Here is a 15,052-nt window from a genome sequence, read left to right on the forward strand (position 1 = left end):
TATGACATCCCAACCCATGGCCAGCGCGCCCCCCAGCGCGCGGGCAAACGATGTGCGCAGCCTGTTGGCACTGGGCGCAGATGACGCCGCCGCGCTGCAGTTTGGCGGCAGCACCCACAGCTATGCGCAGCTGCGCAGCCAGGTACAGCAATGCGCCAACGGGCTGCAGCAGCAAGGCCTGGCCGCCGGCGATGTGCTGGGCCTGTGGCTGCCCAACACCCCCCACTGGCTGCTGCTGCACCTGGCCTGCGCCCAGCTGGGCATCACCACCCTGAGCCTGAACCTCAAGCTCGGCGTCAAGGAGATCAGCAGCTTTATCGACCGCTCCGCCTGCAAGGCGCTGGCCTTTGACCGCGCCACCGCCAATGCGCTTGCCGTCATGAATGGTGCTGCCGCCAGCGCAGGCAGCCTGCTGCCCGGCAATAGCCTGGCGCAGATCCTGGCGCAGCAAGGCGGCAGTCTGCAGTGCCTGATCGATGCCAGCCTGAGCCCGCCCACCTCGCCAACCGCGCCGCTAGAAGCCGCTGGCACGGCGCTGCAAATCCAATCCTGGCAAGTGCTGATGACAGCGGCTGCAACACCGCCGCACAGCAGCGCCGGCCAGGGCGAACAGACCTGCATCATCCTGTCGTCCTCGGGCACCACCAGCCAGCCCAAGCTCATCGTGCACCGCCAGGCCAGCGTGGCCCAGCATGCGCAGGATGTGGCGCCGGGCTTTGGCATCGACAGCGGCTGCCGCAGCCTGCTGGCCTTGCCGCTGTGCGGGGCATTTGGCTACACCGCAGCGATGGCCACCTTGGCAGCTGGCGCCTGCCTGGTGCTGCACGAGGTGTTTGATACCGCGCGCGCAGCGGCCTGCCTGCAAGGCGAGCCCATCACCCATATGTTTGGCACCAATGACATGGTCGACAAGCTCATTGCCGACCTGCCCACAGGCTGGCAGCCACAGGCGCTGCGCTTTTTTGGCCATGCCAACTTTGTGCCCGGGCTGGATGCCCTGCCCGCCCGCGCCTTGCAGTACGGCATACCCATGGTCGGCTGCTTTGGCATGAGCGAAACCTTTGCGCTGTTTGCCCACCAAGACCCGGCCGCGCCCTTGCCCCGGCGCGCCCAGTCCGGCGGCATCCCTGTCTGCCCCCTTGCGCGGGTGCGCGTGCGCAATCTGGAGACCGGTGCCATTGCCGAGGCGCAGGAGCCCGGCGAGCTGGAATTTTTCAGCCCCACCTTGATGCAGCAGTACCTGCGTGATGCGCAGGCCACCCAGCAGGCCTTTACCGAAGACGGCTACCTGCGCTCGGGCGATCTGGGTTATCTGAATGGCGACGGCGGCTTTACCCATATCTCGCGCCTGGGCGATGTGCTGCGCATCGGCGGCTTTTTGGTCAACCCGGCCGAGATTGAGGAGTCGGTGATGGCGCTCAGCGGCGCCAGCGCCTGCCAGGTGGTAGCGGTCAATGCCTCGGGCAGCTCGCGCCCGGTGGCCTTTGTGCTGGCGCCCACCGATACCGCTGACCAGCGCTGGGACGAGGCGGCCATCAAGGCCCAGCTGCAGCAGCAGATTGCGCGCTACAAGGTGCCCATCCGCATCTTCCGGGTCGAGACCTTTCCCTACACCATGGGCCCCAACGGCAAGAAGGTCAAACGCAATGAACTGCGCGACCTGGCGCAAAGCCTGCTCGCCCAGGAGGCCACAGCATGAAGCAGGAATGGACCCTGGCCGACACGCCCTTTTTTGACGAGCGGCATGCCGAAGTCATTGCCCGGCTCAACCGCTGGATCAGCCACAACCGCGAGCGCCTGGCCGATGAAACGCCACAGGATCTGCTGGACGAGTGCGCCCACTGGCTGCACAGCCTGGCGCAGCATGGCCTGCTTGAATACGCGGCGCCAGCGATGGCCGATGGCATGGCGCCAGCGGTGGACCTGCGCGCCATCTGCCTGGTGCGCGAATGCCTGGGCTACTACGCGCCGCTGGCTGATTTTGTCTTCAGCATGCAGGGCATCGGCAGCGCTGCCTTGTGGCAAAAAGGCGATCCCCGCCTGGTGGCGCCCTATGTGCAGGCCTGCAGCCAGGGCCGCAAGGTGGCAGCCTTTGCGCTGACCGAGCCCGATGGCGGATCGGACGTGGCCGCCACCAAGACGCGGGCCGTGCTGCAGGGCGACCACTACCTGCTTGATGGCGCCAAGTCCTATATCTCCAATGGCGGCATTGCGGACTTCTATGTCGTCATCGCCCGCACCGAAGAGGCCAAGGGCGCGAGCGGCCTGTCGGCCCTGTTGGTCGATGCCGACACCCCGGGCCTGCGCATCCACCGCGCCATCGACATCATCGCGCCCCACCCGCTGGCCGAGATCCATTTTGAGCAATGCCGGGTGCCGGCCAATCGCCTGCTGGGCCAGCCGGGCGAGGGCTTCAAGGTGGCGATGGGCGTGCTCGATATCTTCCGCAGCTCGGTGGGCGCGGCTGCGCTGGGCATGGGCCAGCGCGCGCTCGATGAGACCCTGGCCCGGGTCAGCCAACGCCAGCTCTACGGCCAGGCCATGGCCGAGATGCAGACCGTGCAGCACAAGCTGGCCGACATGGCGACGCAGCTGGAGGCCGCGCGCCTGCTGGTGCACAAGGCCGCCTGGCTGCGCGATGTGCGCCAGCGCCGCATCAGCACCGAAGCGGCCATGGCCAAGATGCAGGGCACCGAAGCCGCCTTCCAGGTGGTCGATGCGGCGGTGCAGCTCTGGGGTGGCATAGGCATCACCTGCGGCAGCGTGGTCGAGCGCCTCTACCGCGAAGTCCGCCCCATGCGCATCTACGAAGGGGCCACCGAAGTGCAAAAGACCATCATCGGTCGACAGATTTTGAAAGGCCTGGCATGACAGACAGCTCCCGCAAACCCCGCGTCTTGATCACCGGCGCCAGCCGGGGCATTGGCCGCGCCACCATGCGCTACCTGGCCGACAAGGGCTACCAGACCATTGGCCTGGCCCGCAGCATCCCCGCCGATGCCCGGGCCGATGAGCAGTTCATCGCCTGCGATCTGATGGACCTGGAGGGCACCCGCGCTTTGGTCAGCGACCTGGCCGCGCAGGCGCCGTTCTATGGCCTGGTCAACAACGCCGCACTCGCCCACACCACCGACCTGGCACACACCAGCGTGGCCGATATGAACGAGGCCATGGCGCTGAACGTGAACGCCTGCCTGGTGTGCATGCAGGCCCTGCTACCGGGCATGCGCCAGGCGCGTGCCGGCCGGGTCGTCAATATCTCCTCGCGCGCCGCGCTGGGCAAGCCCAACCGCACCGCCTACAGCGCCACCAAGGCCGCCGTCATCGGCATGAGCCGCACCTGGGCGCTGGAGCTGGCCACGGACCAGATAACGGTCAATGTGATTGCCCCCGGCCCCGTGGCCACCGAGCTTTTCAAAACCGCCAGCCCGCCCGGCGCACCGCAGACAGAAGCGCTGCTCGCCGCCGTGCCGCTGCAGCGGGTGTCCGAGCCGGTGGAGATCGCCCATGCGATCGACTTTTTGCTGCACCCGTTGGCCGGCTACATCACCGGCCAGACCTTGCATATCGACGGAGGGCTGACCATCAGCGCAACCCGGCTGTAGCGGCCGCCAGCTATCTCTCAGAGGGGCCTCTGGACACGGCAACACCACAAAAAAGGACAAGGAGACAAGGCCATGAACAACACGCTTTCCCTACCCCAGCATGCCCCCGCCAACCCGGCGCGGCGGCAATGGCTGGCACGCAGCGCCGCCTGGGGGGCCGGCGGCCTGCTGGCCGGCCAACATGCTTGGGCGCAGAGCCCTTATCCATCGCGCCCAGTGCGGCTGGTGGTGCCGTTTGCAGCCGGTGGCGCCACTGATGTGCTGGGCCGCCTGCTGGCCAAGGCGCTGGAGCCGGGCCTGGGCCAGCCGGTGGTGGTGGACAACAAGGTGGGCGCTGCCGGCGCCATTGGTGCCACCCAGGTAGCGCATGCCGAACCCGATGGCTACAACATCTTGATGGGCGGCGTGGGCACCAATATCGTGCTCGAGCACACGATGCCCGACCTGGGCTACCGGCCGCAGCGCGACTTTGCGGCAGTGGCCTCGATCTGCAATGTGGACTATGTGCTGGTGGTGGCCCAGGACAGCCCCTACCAGACCCTGGGCGAGCTGCTGGCCGATGCCAAGAAAACGCCAGACAAGCTGCGCTATATGTCGACCGGGCCGCTGGGCCCGCTGCATGTGGCCATGGAGTACCTGGGCAAGCTGAGTGGTGCGCAGATGATCCATGCGCCCTACAAGGGCGAGGCCCCGGCCCTGCCGGACCTGCTGCAGCAGCGGGTGGACATGGGCATGATGACGGCGCTCTTCACCCGGCCCCAGGTGCAGTCGGGCAAGCTGCGCGTGCTGGCCACCCTGAGCGCGCAGCGCATGGCCTCCTGGCCCGAGATCCCCACCGTGGCCGAGCTGGGCTACCCCGGCTATGCCGCGCCAATCTGGAACGGCTTTTTTGTGCCGCGCAAGACCAGCGCCCAGGTCGTGGAGCGCCTGGCCCGCACCACCGTGGCCCAGCTGCAGGCGCCCGATCTCAAAAACCTGCTGGAGAAACAAGGCGTCTCCGTCACCGCCCAAGGCCCCGATGCCTACGAGAAATTTTTGCAGACCGAGCGCCTGCGCTGGCAACAGATGATCCGCGAATCCCAGGTACTGACAACAAGCTGAACAGGAGACAACACCATGCGCATTTCTCACATCCCCGCACTGCGGACACCCTTCAAACCCCTGGGCCTGGCCGCAGCGCTGCTGTGCCTGTCACTGGGCGCCATGGCGCAATCGGGCCCGCCCGTGCGCATTGGCCTGATCGTCGACCAGTCCGGCGTGTACTCGGCCATCACCGGCAAGGGCAGCATCGCAGCGGCCCAAATGGCGCTGGACGAGGCAGGGGGACAGGTGCTGGGCCGCAAGGTCGAGCTGCTGACCTTTGACCACCAGAGCAAGGCCGATTCGGCAGCGGCCAAGGCGCGCGAATGGTATGACAACGGCGTGGACGCGATCCAGGACGTGGGCGGCTCGGCCGCTGCGCTGGCGGTGCTGAACATTGCCAAGGAAAAAGGCAAGGTGCTGGTGATGAGCGGCCCGGCCAGCGACCGCATCACCGGTGACATGTGTGGCCCCACCGTCGCGCACTGGGCCTACAACTCGTATGCGCTGGCCAATACCGTGGGCAAGGCGGCGGCCGAGAAGATCGGCAAGCAGTGGTACTTTCTGACCGCCGATTACTCGGGCGGCTACGACATCGTCAAGGCCACCACCCAGGCAATCAGCACCGTTGGCGGCAAGGTGATCGGCGAGACCCGGCACCCGCTCAATGGCTCGGACTTTTCGTCTGCCGTGGTGCAGGCCCAGGCCAGCAAGGCCGATGTGATTGGCCTGGCCAACTTCGGCAATGACCTGGTCAACTCCATCAAGGCCGCGCGCGAATTCGGCATCACCCCCGAGAGCAAGCAAAAGCTGGCCTCGCTGCTGATGTACATCAACGATGTGCATTCGGTGGGCCTGCGCACCGCGCAGGGCATGCTGCTGTCCGAGGCCTTTTACTGGGACATGAATGACGAGACGCGCGCGTTCTCGAAGAAGTACTTCGCCAAGGTCAACGCCATGCCCAATATGAGCCAGATGGGCGCCTACTCGTCCGTCAAGCACTACCTGAAGGCGGTGGAGGCCGCAGGCAGCACCGATGCCAAGGCGGTGATGGCCAAGATGCGCGAGATGCCGATCAACGATGTGTTCACCAAGAATGGCCGCCTGCGCGAGGACGGCATGATGGTGCACGACATGTACCTGTTCCAGGTCAAGTCACCGCAAGAGTCCAAGGCGCCCTGGGACTACTACAAGGTCATCAGCACCGTGCCGGCCGACAAGGCCTTCTTGCCGCTGTCCGAATCGGCCTGCCCTCTCGTCAAGAAGTAGGCCACAGCACCATGGCCCAGACCCAGCTTTTCAGCCCTTTGCCGCTGCGCGATGTGGTGATCAAGAACCGCATCGTCGCCGCCCCCATGTGGCAGTACCAGGGCCGCCACGGCCAGGCCCAGGATTGGCATCTGATGCACCTGGGGCGCCTGGCTGCCGGCGGCAGCGGCCTGGTGTTCCAGGAAGGTACGGGGGTGGAGCGGCGCGGCTGCGGCACCCTGGGCGACATAGGGCTGTGGTCCGACGACATGGTCGCGCCCCTGCAGCGCATTGTGCAGCTGATGAAGGACTGCGGCACCACGCCCGGCATCCAGCTGATGCATGCCGGCCGCAAGGCCCGGCAGCTGACCCCCGCCCAGGGCCGGGGCGCCCTGCCCTACCAGCCGGACATCGCCGACTGGGATGCCTGGACGCCGATGGGCCCCAGTGCCATCCCGGCGGGCAAGGGCCTAGACACGCCGCTGCCCATGTCGCTGCAGGACATCCAGCAGCTGGTGGAGGCCTTTGCCGCCGCCGCCCGCCGCGCCGCGCAGGCGGGCTACCAGGTGCTGGAGCTGCATGCCGGCCATGGCTATCTGCTGCACAGCTTTCTGTCACCGCTGGCCAACCAGCGCGGCGACGCCTGGGGCGGCAGCTTTGACAACCGCTGCAGGCTGCTGCTGACCGTCGTCGAAGCGGTGCGCGCCGTGTGGCCGGCGGGCCTGCCGCTGTTTGTACGCCTGTCCTGCAGCGATGGCGCGCCCGGCGGCTGGACGCTGGAAGACAGCATCGCCCTGGTCCAACGCCTGCTGCCGCTGGGGGTGGATGTCATCGATTGCTCCTCGGGCGGCATTGCCGGCTCGCCACTGCGGGGCGGCCAGTCTGCCACTTATGGCTACCAGGTCGAACTCGCCTCCGCCATCAAGGCCGCTACCGGCGCCCGCACCATGGCGGTGGGGCTGATCGTGCATGCCCAGCAGGCCGAAGCCATTTTGCGCAACGGTGATGCGGACCTGGTGGCCTTGGCGCGCGAGCTGATCTACAACCCGAACTGGCCGATGGATGCCGCGCAAAAGCTGCAGGATTGGCAGGAGTTCCAGATGCTGACCAGGAACGAAGCCTTTTGGCTGGAGCGGCGCAAGGCCACCACGCCGGATCTGCAGCCCTCCACCTTTGTGCGCTGACCTCTGTACGCTGCGCCCGGCTGCGGAATGCCACAATGCGGCTATGCGCATAACGCCCATCGCCCTCCCCCTTGCCTTGTTGGCCGTGCTGGCCAGCACTGGCTGCAAGCAAATCCCCTACGCGCCCTTGCCCGCCCCGCCGACGGGCATCCGCTACGAGCCCGGTGCCAACAGCGCCGGCATCGCCCGCATGTCGGAGGCCGAGCTGCTGCGCCAAAAGCGCCTGGCCCAGGCAGGCGACAAGCGCGCTGCCATCAATGTCTACCAGCACCTGCGCTCGGTAGAGAACGACGATGCCCAGGCGCGGGACTGGCTCATCTTGGCCGCTGACCTGGGGGATGGCGCAGCGGCGTACAACCTGGCACAAAGCGCCATCTATACCCAGGATCCTGCGAGCGCGCTGTTCTGGGCCAAAAGAGCCAAGGGGGCGGGCTATGCCAATGCGGATGCGCTGCTGACATCGCTGGAGCAGCCTGAATAGGCCCCACACGCAGGCCTTCCACGCGGCGCCAACGGCAGGCGCGCCAGCGCGGCCGTGAGGGCCCGCCTATAGGCCAGGTCGGGGCGTGTCTCTGCCGGCTCCGTATCACTTGTGCCCTCCGCCCAGGGCCTGGCCCAGGCTGTCCATCCCCGGGCTGGCATCCAGATGCTGGCGCGAGGCTTGCGGCTGGGCATGCGCCCGCAGGGCTGCCCCATGGCGGCGGCGACTATGCCGCCCGACACGCACCACTCACCCACTTTCTTGCCCACTTTCTCGTGCGGTAGAGCGCCCGTCGCAGCGCCGCCATGCCCGCCTAGGAACTTGTGCAGTGGCTGCAGTCGGTCGATGCCCCGGCCCCAAGCAATGCCCTTGCCGGAGGCCATTCCCGTGCTGGGGACGACTGCAGCGGCCAGCCGAGAGCAACTTGGAAGATCGCGATGCGCTGCCAATCGCCGGGAAAGAAACCCCTGAAGACCTTTGGCTAGCGATTCGGCCACATGCTGGCGTTTGACACATGTAACAAAATAATGCAACATCAACGCGATGCTTGGTCTGCGAATCCATGTCTTTGCGCTGAATACCTACCCATCCCCGGCCCAGATTTCTAGTGCCCTGCGCGTTCCCGCCACCACCCCTTCCCCCATTCCCACTGTGATGCCTGTGCCCTTAGATAACGACCATCAGTGGGCAGCCAGCGCGAGCTGCGGGGTAGATGCAGCGCCCAAGCTGATGCCACGCACCGCCAAACCGTTGCCCACAGTACTGACTGCCATGCGTGGTGTCTCCATCCTGGTGCTGGCCTTGCTGGCCACCCTGGCACAAGCGGCCAACTACCCCTGCAGCGGCAGCAAAGGCGGTGTCGCGCACTGCGCTGGAGCGCGCTTTGTCTGCAACGATGGCTCGATCAGCGGCTCCAAACGCATCTGCAGCGCAGGTGATGCAGCCGCACCGGCTATCCGCCCGCTGATCACCAACACCAGCCAGGCCGATGGCAGCTGCCAGTGCCGATCCAAGCGCTATTGCACGGGCCCACGGGGCGGGCGCTATTGCTTGTCAGACAGCGGCAAGAAGAGCTATTTGCGCGATTGAAGCGCGTTGGCCGTAACTGGCTCAAGCAATGGCGGCGCTGAAAGGCGGCTGTCTGCCCAGACCTACAGGATGTGCCCCCTGTGCGCCGTCACCCTCAGCCGGTGACAGGCACTACGATCTGGCCGGATGTCAAATGATTACAACAACCCATGCTTCTCGGTCACGCCCCTGGACGGTCTGCTGTCAGAGCGCATCATCCGAATCCTGGCAAAAAATGGAATAGCTTCCGTTGAAGCCATCCAACAAGCCTACCCGGTTGGATTGCTAAGAATGCATGGCATTGGGATGCTGAGGTTTCGCAAGATCGAGATGGCATTTTTCCCAGGCCAGTCCTTCGAGCCGGACTTTGCGGTGCCTCCAATTCGGTTTGCCCACGGTTCTTCATTGAACGGCAAGCTGCCTCTGGTGACCGTACGCGCGCTAGCGCGCGCAGGCATCAAGACGCCGGAGCAGCTTCGTGAGGCCTATCCCGACAAGCTATTGAAGATCCGCACGATTGGAACCGGTACGCTGCAAGAGATCGAGCGTGTGTTCTTTGCAGGCAAGGTGTTGGGGAAGTGAGCAGCCGTTCTGGTGCAAGGTGCACAGAGCCTTGTTGGGCGTCTCCCGGTGTGCATCCGGGAATTTATAGGCTTCACGGATTTGACCGCGCAGCGTTAAATTCCGTTTGAATTCATAACGCTAATGGTGCCTCGAGCCGGGATCGAACCGGCACGCCACTTTCGCGGCACGGGATTTTAAGTCCCGGGTGTCTACCAATTTCACCATCGAGGCACGCAGCCTGCCATTCTAGCCGTTCCCGCTCGCTGGTTGGCGCTGGAGAGGCAGAGATGTGCAGCAGCAAGGAAGAGAGCGATGTTGCCGAGCGACGCCCAGCCAAGATGGGCGCTGAGCGGCGCGCCAAAAAAGCGGGCGCTGAAATGCAAAAAAGAGCCCGAAGACTCTTTTTTGCGATGTGTTGGAGCGGGAAAACGGGTTCGAACCGTCGACCTATACCTTGGCAAGGTATCGCTCTACCAACTGAGCTATTCCCGCAAAAACTAGCATGAACAAAGATCACACCAGCTTTGAAAACTGGAGCGGGAAAACGGGTTCGAACCGTCGACCTATACCTTGGCAAGGTATCGCTCTACCAACTGAGCTATTCCCGCAAAAACTAGCATGAACAAAGATCACACCAGCTTTGAAAACTGGAGCGGGAAAACGGGTTCGAACCGTCGACCTATACCTTGGCAAGGTATCGCTCTACCAACTGAGCTATTCCCGCAAACATTGTTCGTATCTCAACGAACCCAAAACGCACTGACAAGCATGTTCTGGAGGCGCGATCCAGAGTCGAACTGGACTAACCGGATTTGCAATCCGGGGCATAACCGCTTTGCTATCGCGCCTTGGATTTTTTGCCGCACTGAAAAATTCAGCACCGCGAATATGGAGCGGGAAAACGGGTTCGAACCGTCGACCTATACCTTGGCAAGGTATCGCTCTACCAACTGAGCTATTCCCGCATATCCGTTTTACCGGAAGTCCGCTATTATATACCGGGCTTCACAGTGGTATGCATTGTAACGCATATTTTTTGGTGTTTTGGGCAAACCGGCCCGTTTTTGATGACGGGCCGGTTTTCCGCGCTGGACTACATCCGCTCAGTGCTTGACGGCACGAGGGCGGCGTGCAGGCGCGGCCTTGGCGGCCGTTGCCGCAACGGCCACGGCGGGCACCACGGGCACCGGTTCTGCCGCAGGCACGTCGCTGTCGCTCAAAGGCGTGGGTTTGACTTCCAGCGCCACTTCCAGCACCTTGTCGATCCAGCGCACGGGCACGATCTGCAGACCACTCTTGACGTTGTCAGGGATCTCGGCCAGGTCCTTGACGTTCTCTTCCGGGATCATCACGGTCTTGATGCCGCCGCGCAAGGCGGCCAGCAGCTTTTCCTTGAGACCACCGATGGCGGTCACTTCACCGCGCAAGGTGATCTCGCCGGTCATCGCCACATCGGCGCGCACGGGGATGCCGGTCAGCACGGACACCAAGGCGGTTGTCATCGCCGCACCTGCGCTGGGGCCATCCTTGGGGGTGGCGCCATCGGGCACGTGGATGTGGATGTCACGCTTCTCAAACACGTCATCGCGGATGCCCAGTGAGCGTGCACGGCTGCGCACCACCGTGCGGGCAGCCTCCACCGATTCTTTCATCACGTCGCCCAGCGAACCGGTGCGGTTGATGACGCCCTTGCCGGGCATGGCAGCGGCCTCGATGGTCAGCAGATCGCCGCCCACCTCGGTCCATGCCAGGCCCACAACTTGGCCGACCTGGTTCTTCTGCTCGGCATGGCCGTAGCTGAACTTGCGCACACCCAGGTAGTCGGGCAGGTTGTCTGCCGTCACCTGCACCGGTGCCTGGGCCTTGCCCAGCTGGATGTTCTTGACCACCTTGCGGCAGATCTTGGACAGCTCGCGTTCCAGCGAACGCACACCGGCTTCCCGGGTGTAGTAGCGCACGATGTCGCGCACGGCGTCCTCGCGCAGCTCCAGCTCACCGGCCTTGACGCCGTTGTTCTCAATCTGCTTGGGCAGCAGGTAGCGCATCGCGATATTGGTCTTCTCGTCCTCGGTGTACCCAGCCAGGCGTATGACTTCCATCCGGTCCAGCAGCGCGGGCGGGATGTTCATCGAGTTCGAGGTGGCGACAAACATCACATCGCTGAGGTCAAAGTCGACCTCCACATAGTGGTCGCCGAACTTGCTGTTCTGCTCGGGGTCCAGCACCTCCAGCAGCGCGCTCGAAGGATCGCCCCGGAAATCCATGCCCAGCTTGTCGATTTCATCGAGCAGGAACAGCGGATTGCGCGTGCCGACCTTGGACAGGTTCTGCAGCACCTTGCCTGGCATGGCGCCAATGTAGGTGCGGCGGTGGCCGCGGATCTCGGCCTCGTCGCGCATGCCGCCCAAGGCCATGCGCACATACTTGCGTCCGGTGGCCTTGGCAATCGACTGGCCCAGCGAGGTCTTGCCCACGCCAGGCGGGCCGACCAGGCACAGAATCGGTGCCTTGACCTTGTCCACGCGCTGCTGCACTGCAAGATACTCAAGGATGCGGTCCTTGACCTTGTCGAGGCCGTAGTGGTCTTCGTTCAGCACGTCTTCGGCAATGACCAGGTCCTTCTTGACCTTGGTCTTCTTGCCCCAGGGCAGGTTTACCAGGGTTTCGATGTAGTTGCGCACCACCGAGGCCTCGGCCGACATCGGCGACATCAGCTTGAGCTTCTTGAGCTCGCCCTCGGCCTTTTTGCGCGCATCCTGCGTCATCTTGGCCAGCTTGATCTTTTTCTCAAGGTCTTCCAGGTCGGCGCCGTCTTCGCCCTCGCCCAACTCCTTCTGGATGGCCTTGACCTGCTCGTTCAGGTAGAAGTCGCGCTGGCTCTTTTCCATCTGCTTTTTGACGCGGCCACGGATCTTCTTGTCGACATTGAGAATGTCGACCTCGCGTTCGAGCTGGTCATACAGGTTTTCCAGGCGGTCCTGCACCTTTTGCAGCTCCAGCACGGCCTGTTTGTTTTCCAGCTTCAGCGGCAGGTGGGCGGCGATGGTGTCGGCCAGGCGGCCGGCATCGTCGATACCGGAGATGGAGGTCAGAATCTCGGACGGAATCTTCTTGTTGAGCTTGACGTACTGGTCAAACTGCTGCATCACCGCGCGGCGCAGGGCCTCGATCTCGCTGGCCTTGTCGGCCCCGTCACCGGGCTCCACAGGCTCAATCTTGGCGGTGAAGTAGTCCTCGCCTTCGGCGATTTCCAGCACTTGCGCGCGCTGCACGCCCTCGACCAGCACCTTGACGGTGCCGTCGGGCAGCTTGAGCATCTGCAAGATGGTAGAGACGCAGCCCACACTGAACATGTCATTGACCGTGGGATCGTCCTTGGCAGCCGTCTTCTGGGCTACCAGCATGATCTTGCGGTCGCCTTCCATGGCCGTCTCCAGCGCCTTGATGCTCTTGGGGCGGCCAACGAACAGCGGGATCACCATGTGCGGAAAGACGACCACGTCCCGCAGTGGGAGCATGGGCAATTCCAGGGGGTGGGAGGTTTGGGTTTGGTTGTCGGACATGAAAATCCTTTTGAAACTTGTACGAAGATGATTCGTAAAAGTGATTTTTCAACCCTTGGCCATCAAAAACCAGGGGCAAGGGCGGGTGCCGGCTGGCAAATGCACCCTCAAGCCCTTTGGATACAGCCCGGCGGCGCCGGGCGATCCTTGTAAAACACAGATGGCAGAGTCCACAAGGTCTCTGCCATCAGGCCGATCAGGCCTTCTTGGCCGCTTCCCGGTACACCAGAAGCGGTGGCTTGCCTTCGTTGATCGTCGCCTCTTCGACCACCACCTTGGCCACGTTGTCCGTGGTGGGCAGGTCGAACATGGTGGTCATCAACGATTGCTCAAGAATCGAGCGCAGACCACGTGCCCCAGTCTTGCGGGCCAGGGCCTTCTTCGCAATCGCGGTCAGCGCGTCAGGGCGCACTTCCAGCTCCACGCCTTCCATACCCAGCAGCTTGTTGTACTGCTTGACCAGCGCGTTCTTGGGCTGGGTCAGGATCTGGACCAGCGCATCTTCCGACAGCTCGGCCAAGGCCGTCACCACCGGCAGGCGGCCCACCAGCTCGGGGATGATGCCGAACTTGATCAGGTCTTCCGGCTCGATATCGCGGAAGGCCTCAGAGATGGAGCGCTGCTGCTTGCTCTTGACCGTGGCGCCAAAACCGATGCCCGAGGCTTCGGAGCGGTTCTCGATCACCTTCTCCAGCCCGGCAAATGCGCCGCCGCAGATGAACAGGATATTGGTCGTATCGACCTGCAGAAAATCCTGGTTCGGGTGCTTGCGGCCGCCTTGGGGCGGAATCGAGGCCATCGTGCCTTCAATCAACTTGAGCAGCGCCTGCTGCACGCCTTCGCCCGATACGTCGCGGGTGATCGAGGGGTTGTCGGCCTTGCGGGTGATCTTGTCGATTTCGTCGATGTAGACGATGCCGCGCTGGGCACGCTCCACATCGTAGTTGCAGCTTTGCAGCAGCTTTTGCACGATGTTCTCGACGTCCTCGCCAACATAACCGGCTTCCGTCAAGGTGGTGGCATCGGCCATCACAAAGGGCACGTTCAGCTGGCGGGCCAGGGTCTGGGCCAGCAAGGTCTTGCCCGAACCCGTAGGGCCAATCAGCAAGATATTGCTCTTGGACAGCTCCACATCGTCCTTGCCGGCCTTGTCCTTGTGCGCCAGACGCTTGTAGTGGTTGTACACCGCCACAGCCAAGGTGCGCTTGGCAGGGTCCTGGCCAATGACATAGTTGTCCAGGGTGGACTTGATCTCGGCCGGCGTCGGCAGATCATCACCCTTGACCTTCTCGCCCTCCTTGCCTTCTGCCGCTACTTCGTCGCGCACGATGTCGTTACAGAGGTTGATACACTCATCGCAGATGAACACGGACGGTCCGGCAATGAGTTTCTTCACCTCGTGCTGACTCTTGCCGCAGAACGAGCAGTACAGGGTTTTTTCGCTGGATGAGCCTTTTTTCTCGGCCATGGGGGCAATGCCTTCAATCGAATCTATGTGGAAACAATGATAACCAACTACAAAGCGGCCTCAACCGGTAGGGTTGCGGCCGCTTATCTGTAAAAGCCGACTTATGGACGCTTTTCTACCACAGTATCCACCAAGCCGTACTCCTGGGCCTCCGGGGCCGTCATGAAGTAGTCGCGTTCCGTATCGGCCTTGACCTTTTCATAAGGCTGGCCAGTGCGGTCTGCCAGGATGCGGTTCATCTGCTCCTTGGTCCGGATGATATCGCGGGCATGGATTTCGATGTCCGTGGCCTGGCCACGTGCGCCGCCCAGCACCTGGTGGATCATGATCTTGGAGTTGGGCAGCGAGTAGCGCTTGCCCTTTTCGCCAGCGGCCAGCAGGAAAGCGCCCATGCTGGCGGCAAAGCCCAGGCACATGGTCGAGACCTGGGGCTTGATGAACTGCATGGTGTCATAGATGGCCATGCCAGCAGTCACGCTGCCGCCGGGCGAGTTGATGTAGAGCGAAATCTCTTTGTCGGGATTTTCGCTTTCCAGGAACAGCAACTGGGCCACCACCAGGTTGGCGGTCTGGTCGTTGACCTCACCGACCAGGAAAATCACGCGGTCCTTGAGCAGACGCGAATAAATGTCAAACGAGCGCTCACCACGGCCCGATTGCTCGATCACCATCGGGATCAAACCCAAGTTCTGAATATCTTGTGCGCTCATTACATCTCCGTTCAGGATTGGTGGAAGCTAGCGTCAATGCACTGTGACTGCGCTAACTGTACCCCAATAAAATGGGGCCTG

General features: G+C 63.3%; 12 protein-coding genes and 6 tRNA genes. 9 read left to right on the forward strand and 9 right to left on the reverse strand.

Going from position 1 to position 15,052, the window contains the following annotated elements:
* Position 1 precedes the first annotated feature (1 nt).
* From M2375_RS08985 to M2375_RS09025, 9 genes are all read left to right on the forward strand, one after another.
* Positions 2-1,699, forward strand: coding sequence for an AMP-binding protein (locus M2375_RS08985; protein WP_259165288.1), 1,698 nt, complete (start codon positions 2-4; stop codon positions 1,697-1,699).
* Positions 1,696-2,871 carry an acyl-CoA dehydrogenase family protein gene (locus M2375_RS08990; RefSeq protein ID WP_259165289.1) on the forward strand — a complete coding sequence of 392 codons (1,176 nt, stop codon included), beginning with the start codon at positions 1,696-1,698 and terminating at the stop codon, positions 2,869-2,871. The genes M2375_RS08985 and M2375_RS08990 overlap by 4 nt, the downstream gene beginning before the upstream one ends.
* Positions 2,868-3,605, forward strand: a complete 738-nt coding sequence (locus M2375_RS08995) for an SDR family oxidoreductase (RefSeq protein ID WP_259165290.1) — start codon at positions 2,868-2,870, stop codon at positions 3,603-3,605. The genes M2375_RS08990 and M2375_RS08995 overlap by 4 nt, the downstream gene beginning before the upstream one ends.
* 72 nt (positions 3,606-3,677) lie before the next feature.
* A complete protein-coding gene (locus tag M2375_RS09000) occupies positions 3,678-4,706 on the forward strand; it encodes a tripartite tricarboxylate transporter substrate binding protein (protein WP_259165292.1) in 1,029 nt (342 codons plus the stop codon).
* A 15-nt stretch (positions 4,707-4,721) separates the two neighbouring features.
* Complete coding sequence (locus M2375_RS09005) at positions 4,722-5,954, forward strand: ABC transporter substrate-binding protein (RefSeq protein ID WP_404979295.1); 1,233 nt, start codon at positions 4,722-4,724, stop codon at positions 5,952-5,954.
* Positions 5,955-5,965: 11 nt separating this feature from the next.
* Positions 5,966-7,117: an NADH:flavin oxidoreductase/NADH oxidase gene (locus tag M2375_RS09010; RefSeq protein ID WP_259165294.1), complete on the forward strand. Its 1,152-nt coding sequence runs from the start codon at positions 5,966-5,968 to the stop codon at positions 7,115-7,117.
* A gap of 43 nt (positions 7,118-7,160) precedes the next feature.
* Positions 7,161-7,598, forward strand: coding sequence for a hypothetical protein (locus M2375_RS09015; protein WP_259165295.1), 438 nt, complete (start codon positions 7,161-7,163; stop codon positions 7,596-7,598).
* Positions 7,599-8,369: 771 nt separating this feature from the next.
* On the forward strand, positions 8,370-8,687 hold the full coding sequence (locus tag M2375_RS09020; protein WP_259165296.1) for a hypothetical protein: 318 nt from the start codon (positions 8,370-8,372) through the stop codon (positions 8,685-8,687).
* A 126-nt stretch (positions 8,688-8,813) separates the two neighbouring features.
* Positions 8,814-9,248 (forward strand): helix-hairpin-helix domain-containing protein, encoded by a 435-nt coding sequence (locus M2375_RS09025; RefSeq protein WP_259165297.1) that lies wholly within the window; start codon positions 8,814-8,816, stop codon positions 9,246-9,248.
* A 124-nt stretch (positions 9,249-9,372) separates the two neighbouring features.
* Here M2375_RS09025 and M2375_RS09030 read toward each other — a convergent pair.
* The 9 genes from M2375_RS09030 to clpP form a co-directional block, all read right to left on the reverse strand.
* A tRNA-Leu gene (locus M2375_RS09030) sits at positions 9,373-9,461 on the reverse strand.
* A 185-nt stretch (positions 9,462-9,646) separates the two neighbouring features.
* Positions 9,647-9,722: transfer RNA gene (locus M2375_RS09035), tRNA-Gly, on the reverse strand.
* Between the two features lie 40 nt (positions 9,723-9,762).
* Positions 9,763-9,838, reverse strand: a tRNA-Gly gene (locus M2375_RS09040).
* 40 nt (positions 9,839-9,878) lie between these two features.
* Positions 9,879-9,954 (reverse strand) — tRNA-Gly (locus M2375_RS09045).
* Positions 9,955-10,004: 50 nt separating this feature from the next.
* Positions 10,005-10,078 (reverse strand) — tRNA-Cys (locus M2375_RS09050).
* Positions 10,079-10,119: 41 nt separating this feature from the next.
* A tRNA-Gly gene (locus M2375_RS09055) sits at positions 10,120-10,195 on the reverse strand.
* Between the two features lie 138 nt (positions 10,196-10,333).
* Positions 10,334-12,793, reverse strand: coding sequence for an endopeptidase La (lon, locus tag M2375_RS09060; protein WP_259165299.1), 2,460 nt, complete (start codon positions 12,791-12,793; stop codon positions 10,334-10,336).
* A gap of 196 nt (positions 12,794-12,989) precedes the next feature.
* Positions 12,990-14,261, reverse strand: coding sequence for an ATP-dependent Clp protease ATP-binding subunit ClpX (clpX, locus tag M2375_RS09065; RefSeq protein WP_259165302.1), 1,272 nt, complete (start codon positions 14,259-14,261; stop codon positions 12,990-12,992).
* 101 nt (positions 14,262-14,362) lie between these two features.
* A complete protein-coding gene (gene clpP, locus M2375_RS09070; RefSeq protein WP_133855485.1) occupies positions 14,363-14,971 on the reverse strand; it encodes an ATP-dependent Clp endopeptidase proteolytic subunit ClpP in 609 nt (202 codons plus the stop codon).
* Positions 14,972-15,052: the final 81 nt, after the last annotated feature.

The organism is Comamonas sp. BIGb0152, assembly GCF_024809975.1.
Lineage (GTDB): Bacteria > Pseudomonadota > Gammaproteobacteria > Burkholderiales > Burkholderiaceae_C > Comamonas.

Excerpts from the sequence above, each read along its gene's own strand:
- M2375_RS08985 (WP_259165288.1), top strand. The coding sequence starts at position 2 with ATGACATCCCAACCCATGGCCAGCGCGCCCCCCAGCGCGCGGGCAAAC.
- M2375_RS08990 (WP_259165289.1), top strand. The coding sequence starts at position 1,696 with ATGAAGCAGGAATGGACCCTGGCCGACACGCCCTTTTTTGACGAGCGG.
- M2375_RS08995 (WP_259165290.1), top strand. The coding sequence starts at position 2,868 with ATGACAGACAGCTCCCGCAAACCCCGCGTCTTGATCACCGGCGCCAGC.
- M2375_RS09000 (WP_259165292.1), top strand. The coding sequence starts at position 3,678 with ATGAACAACACGCTTTCCCTACCCCAGCATGCCCCCGCCAACCCGGCG.
- M2375_RS09005 (WP_404979295.1), top strand. The coding sequence starts at position 4,722 with ATGCGCATTTCTCACATCCCCGCACTGCGGACACCCTTCAAACCCCTG.
- M2375_RS09010 (WP_259165294.1), top strand. The coding sequence starts at position 5,966 with ATGGCCCAGACCCAGCTTTTCAGCCCTTTGCCGCTGCGCGATGTGGTG.
- M2375_RS09015 (WP_259165295.1), top strand. The coding sequence starts at position 7,161 with ATGCGCATAACGCCCATCGCCCTCCCCCTTGCCTTGTTGGCCGTGCTG.
- M2375_RS09020 (WP_259165296.1), top strand. The coding sequence starts at position 8,370 with ATGCGTGGTGTCTCCATCCTGGTGCTGGCCTTGCTGGCCACCCTGGCA.
- M2375_RS09025 (WP_259165297.1), top strand. The coding sequence starts at position 8,814 with ATGTCAAATGATTACAACAACCCATGCTTCTCGGTCACGCCCCTGGAC.
- lon (WP_259165299.1), bottom strand. The coding sequence starts at position 12,793 with ATGTCCGACAACCAAACCCAAACCTCCCACCCCCTGGAATTGCCCATG.
- clpX (WP_259165302.1), bottom strand. The coding sequence starts at position 14,261 with ATGGCCGAGAAAAAAGGCTCATCCAGCGAAAAAACCCTGTACTGCTCG.
- clpP (WP_133855485.1), bottom strand. The coding sequence starts at position 14,971 with ATGAGCGCACAAGATATTCAGAACTTGGGTTTGATCCCGATGGTGATC.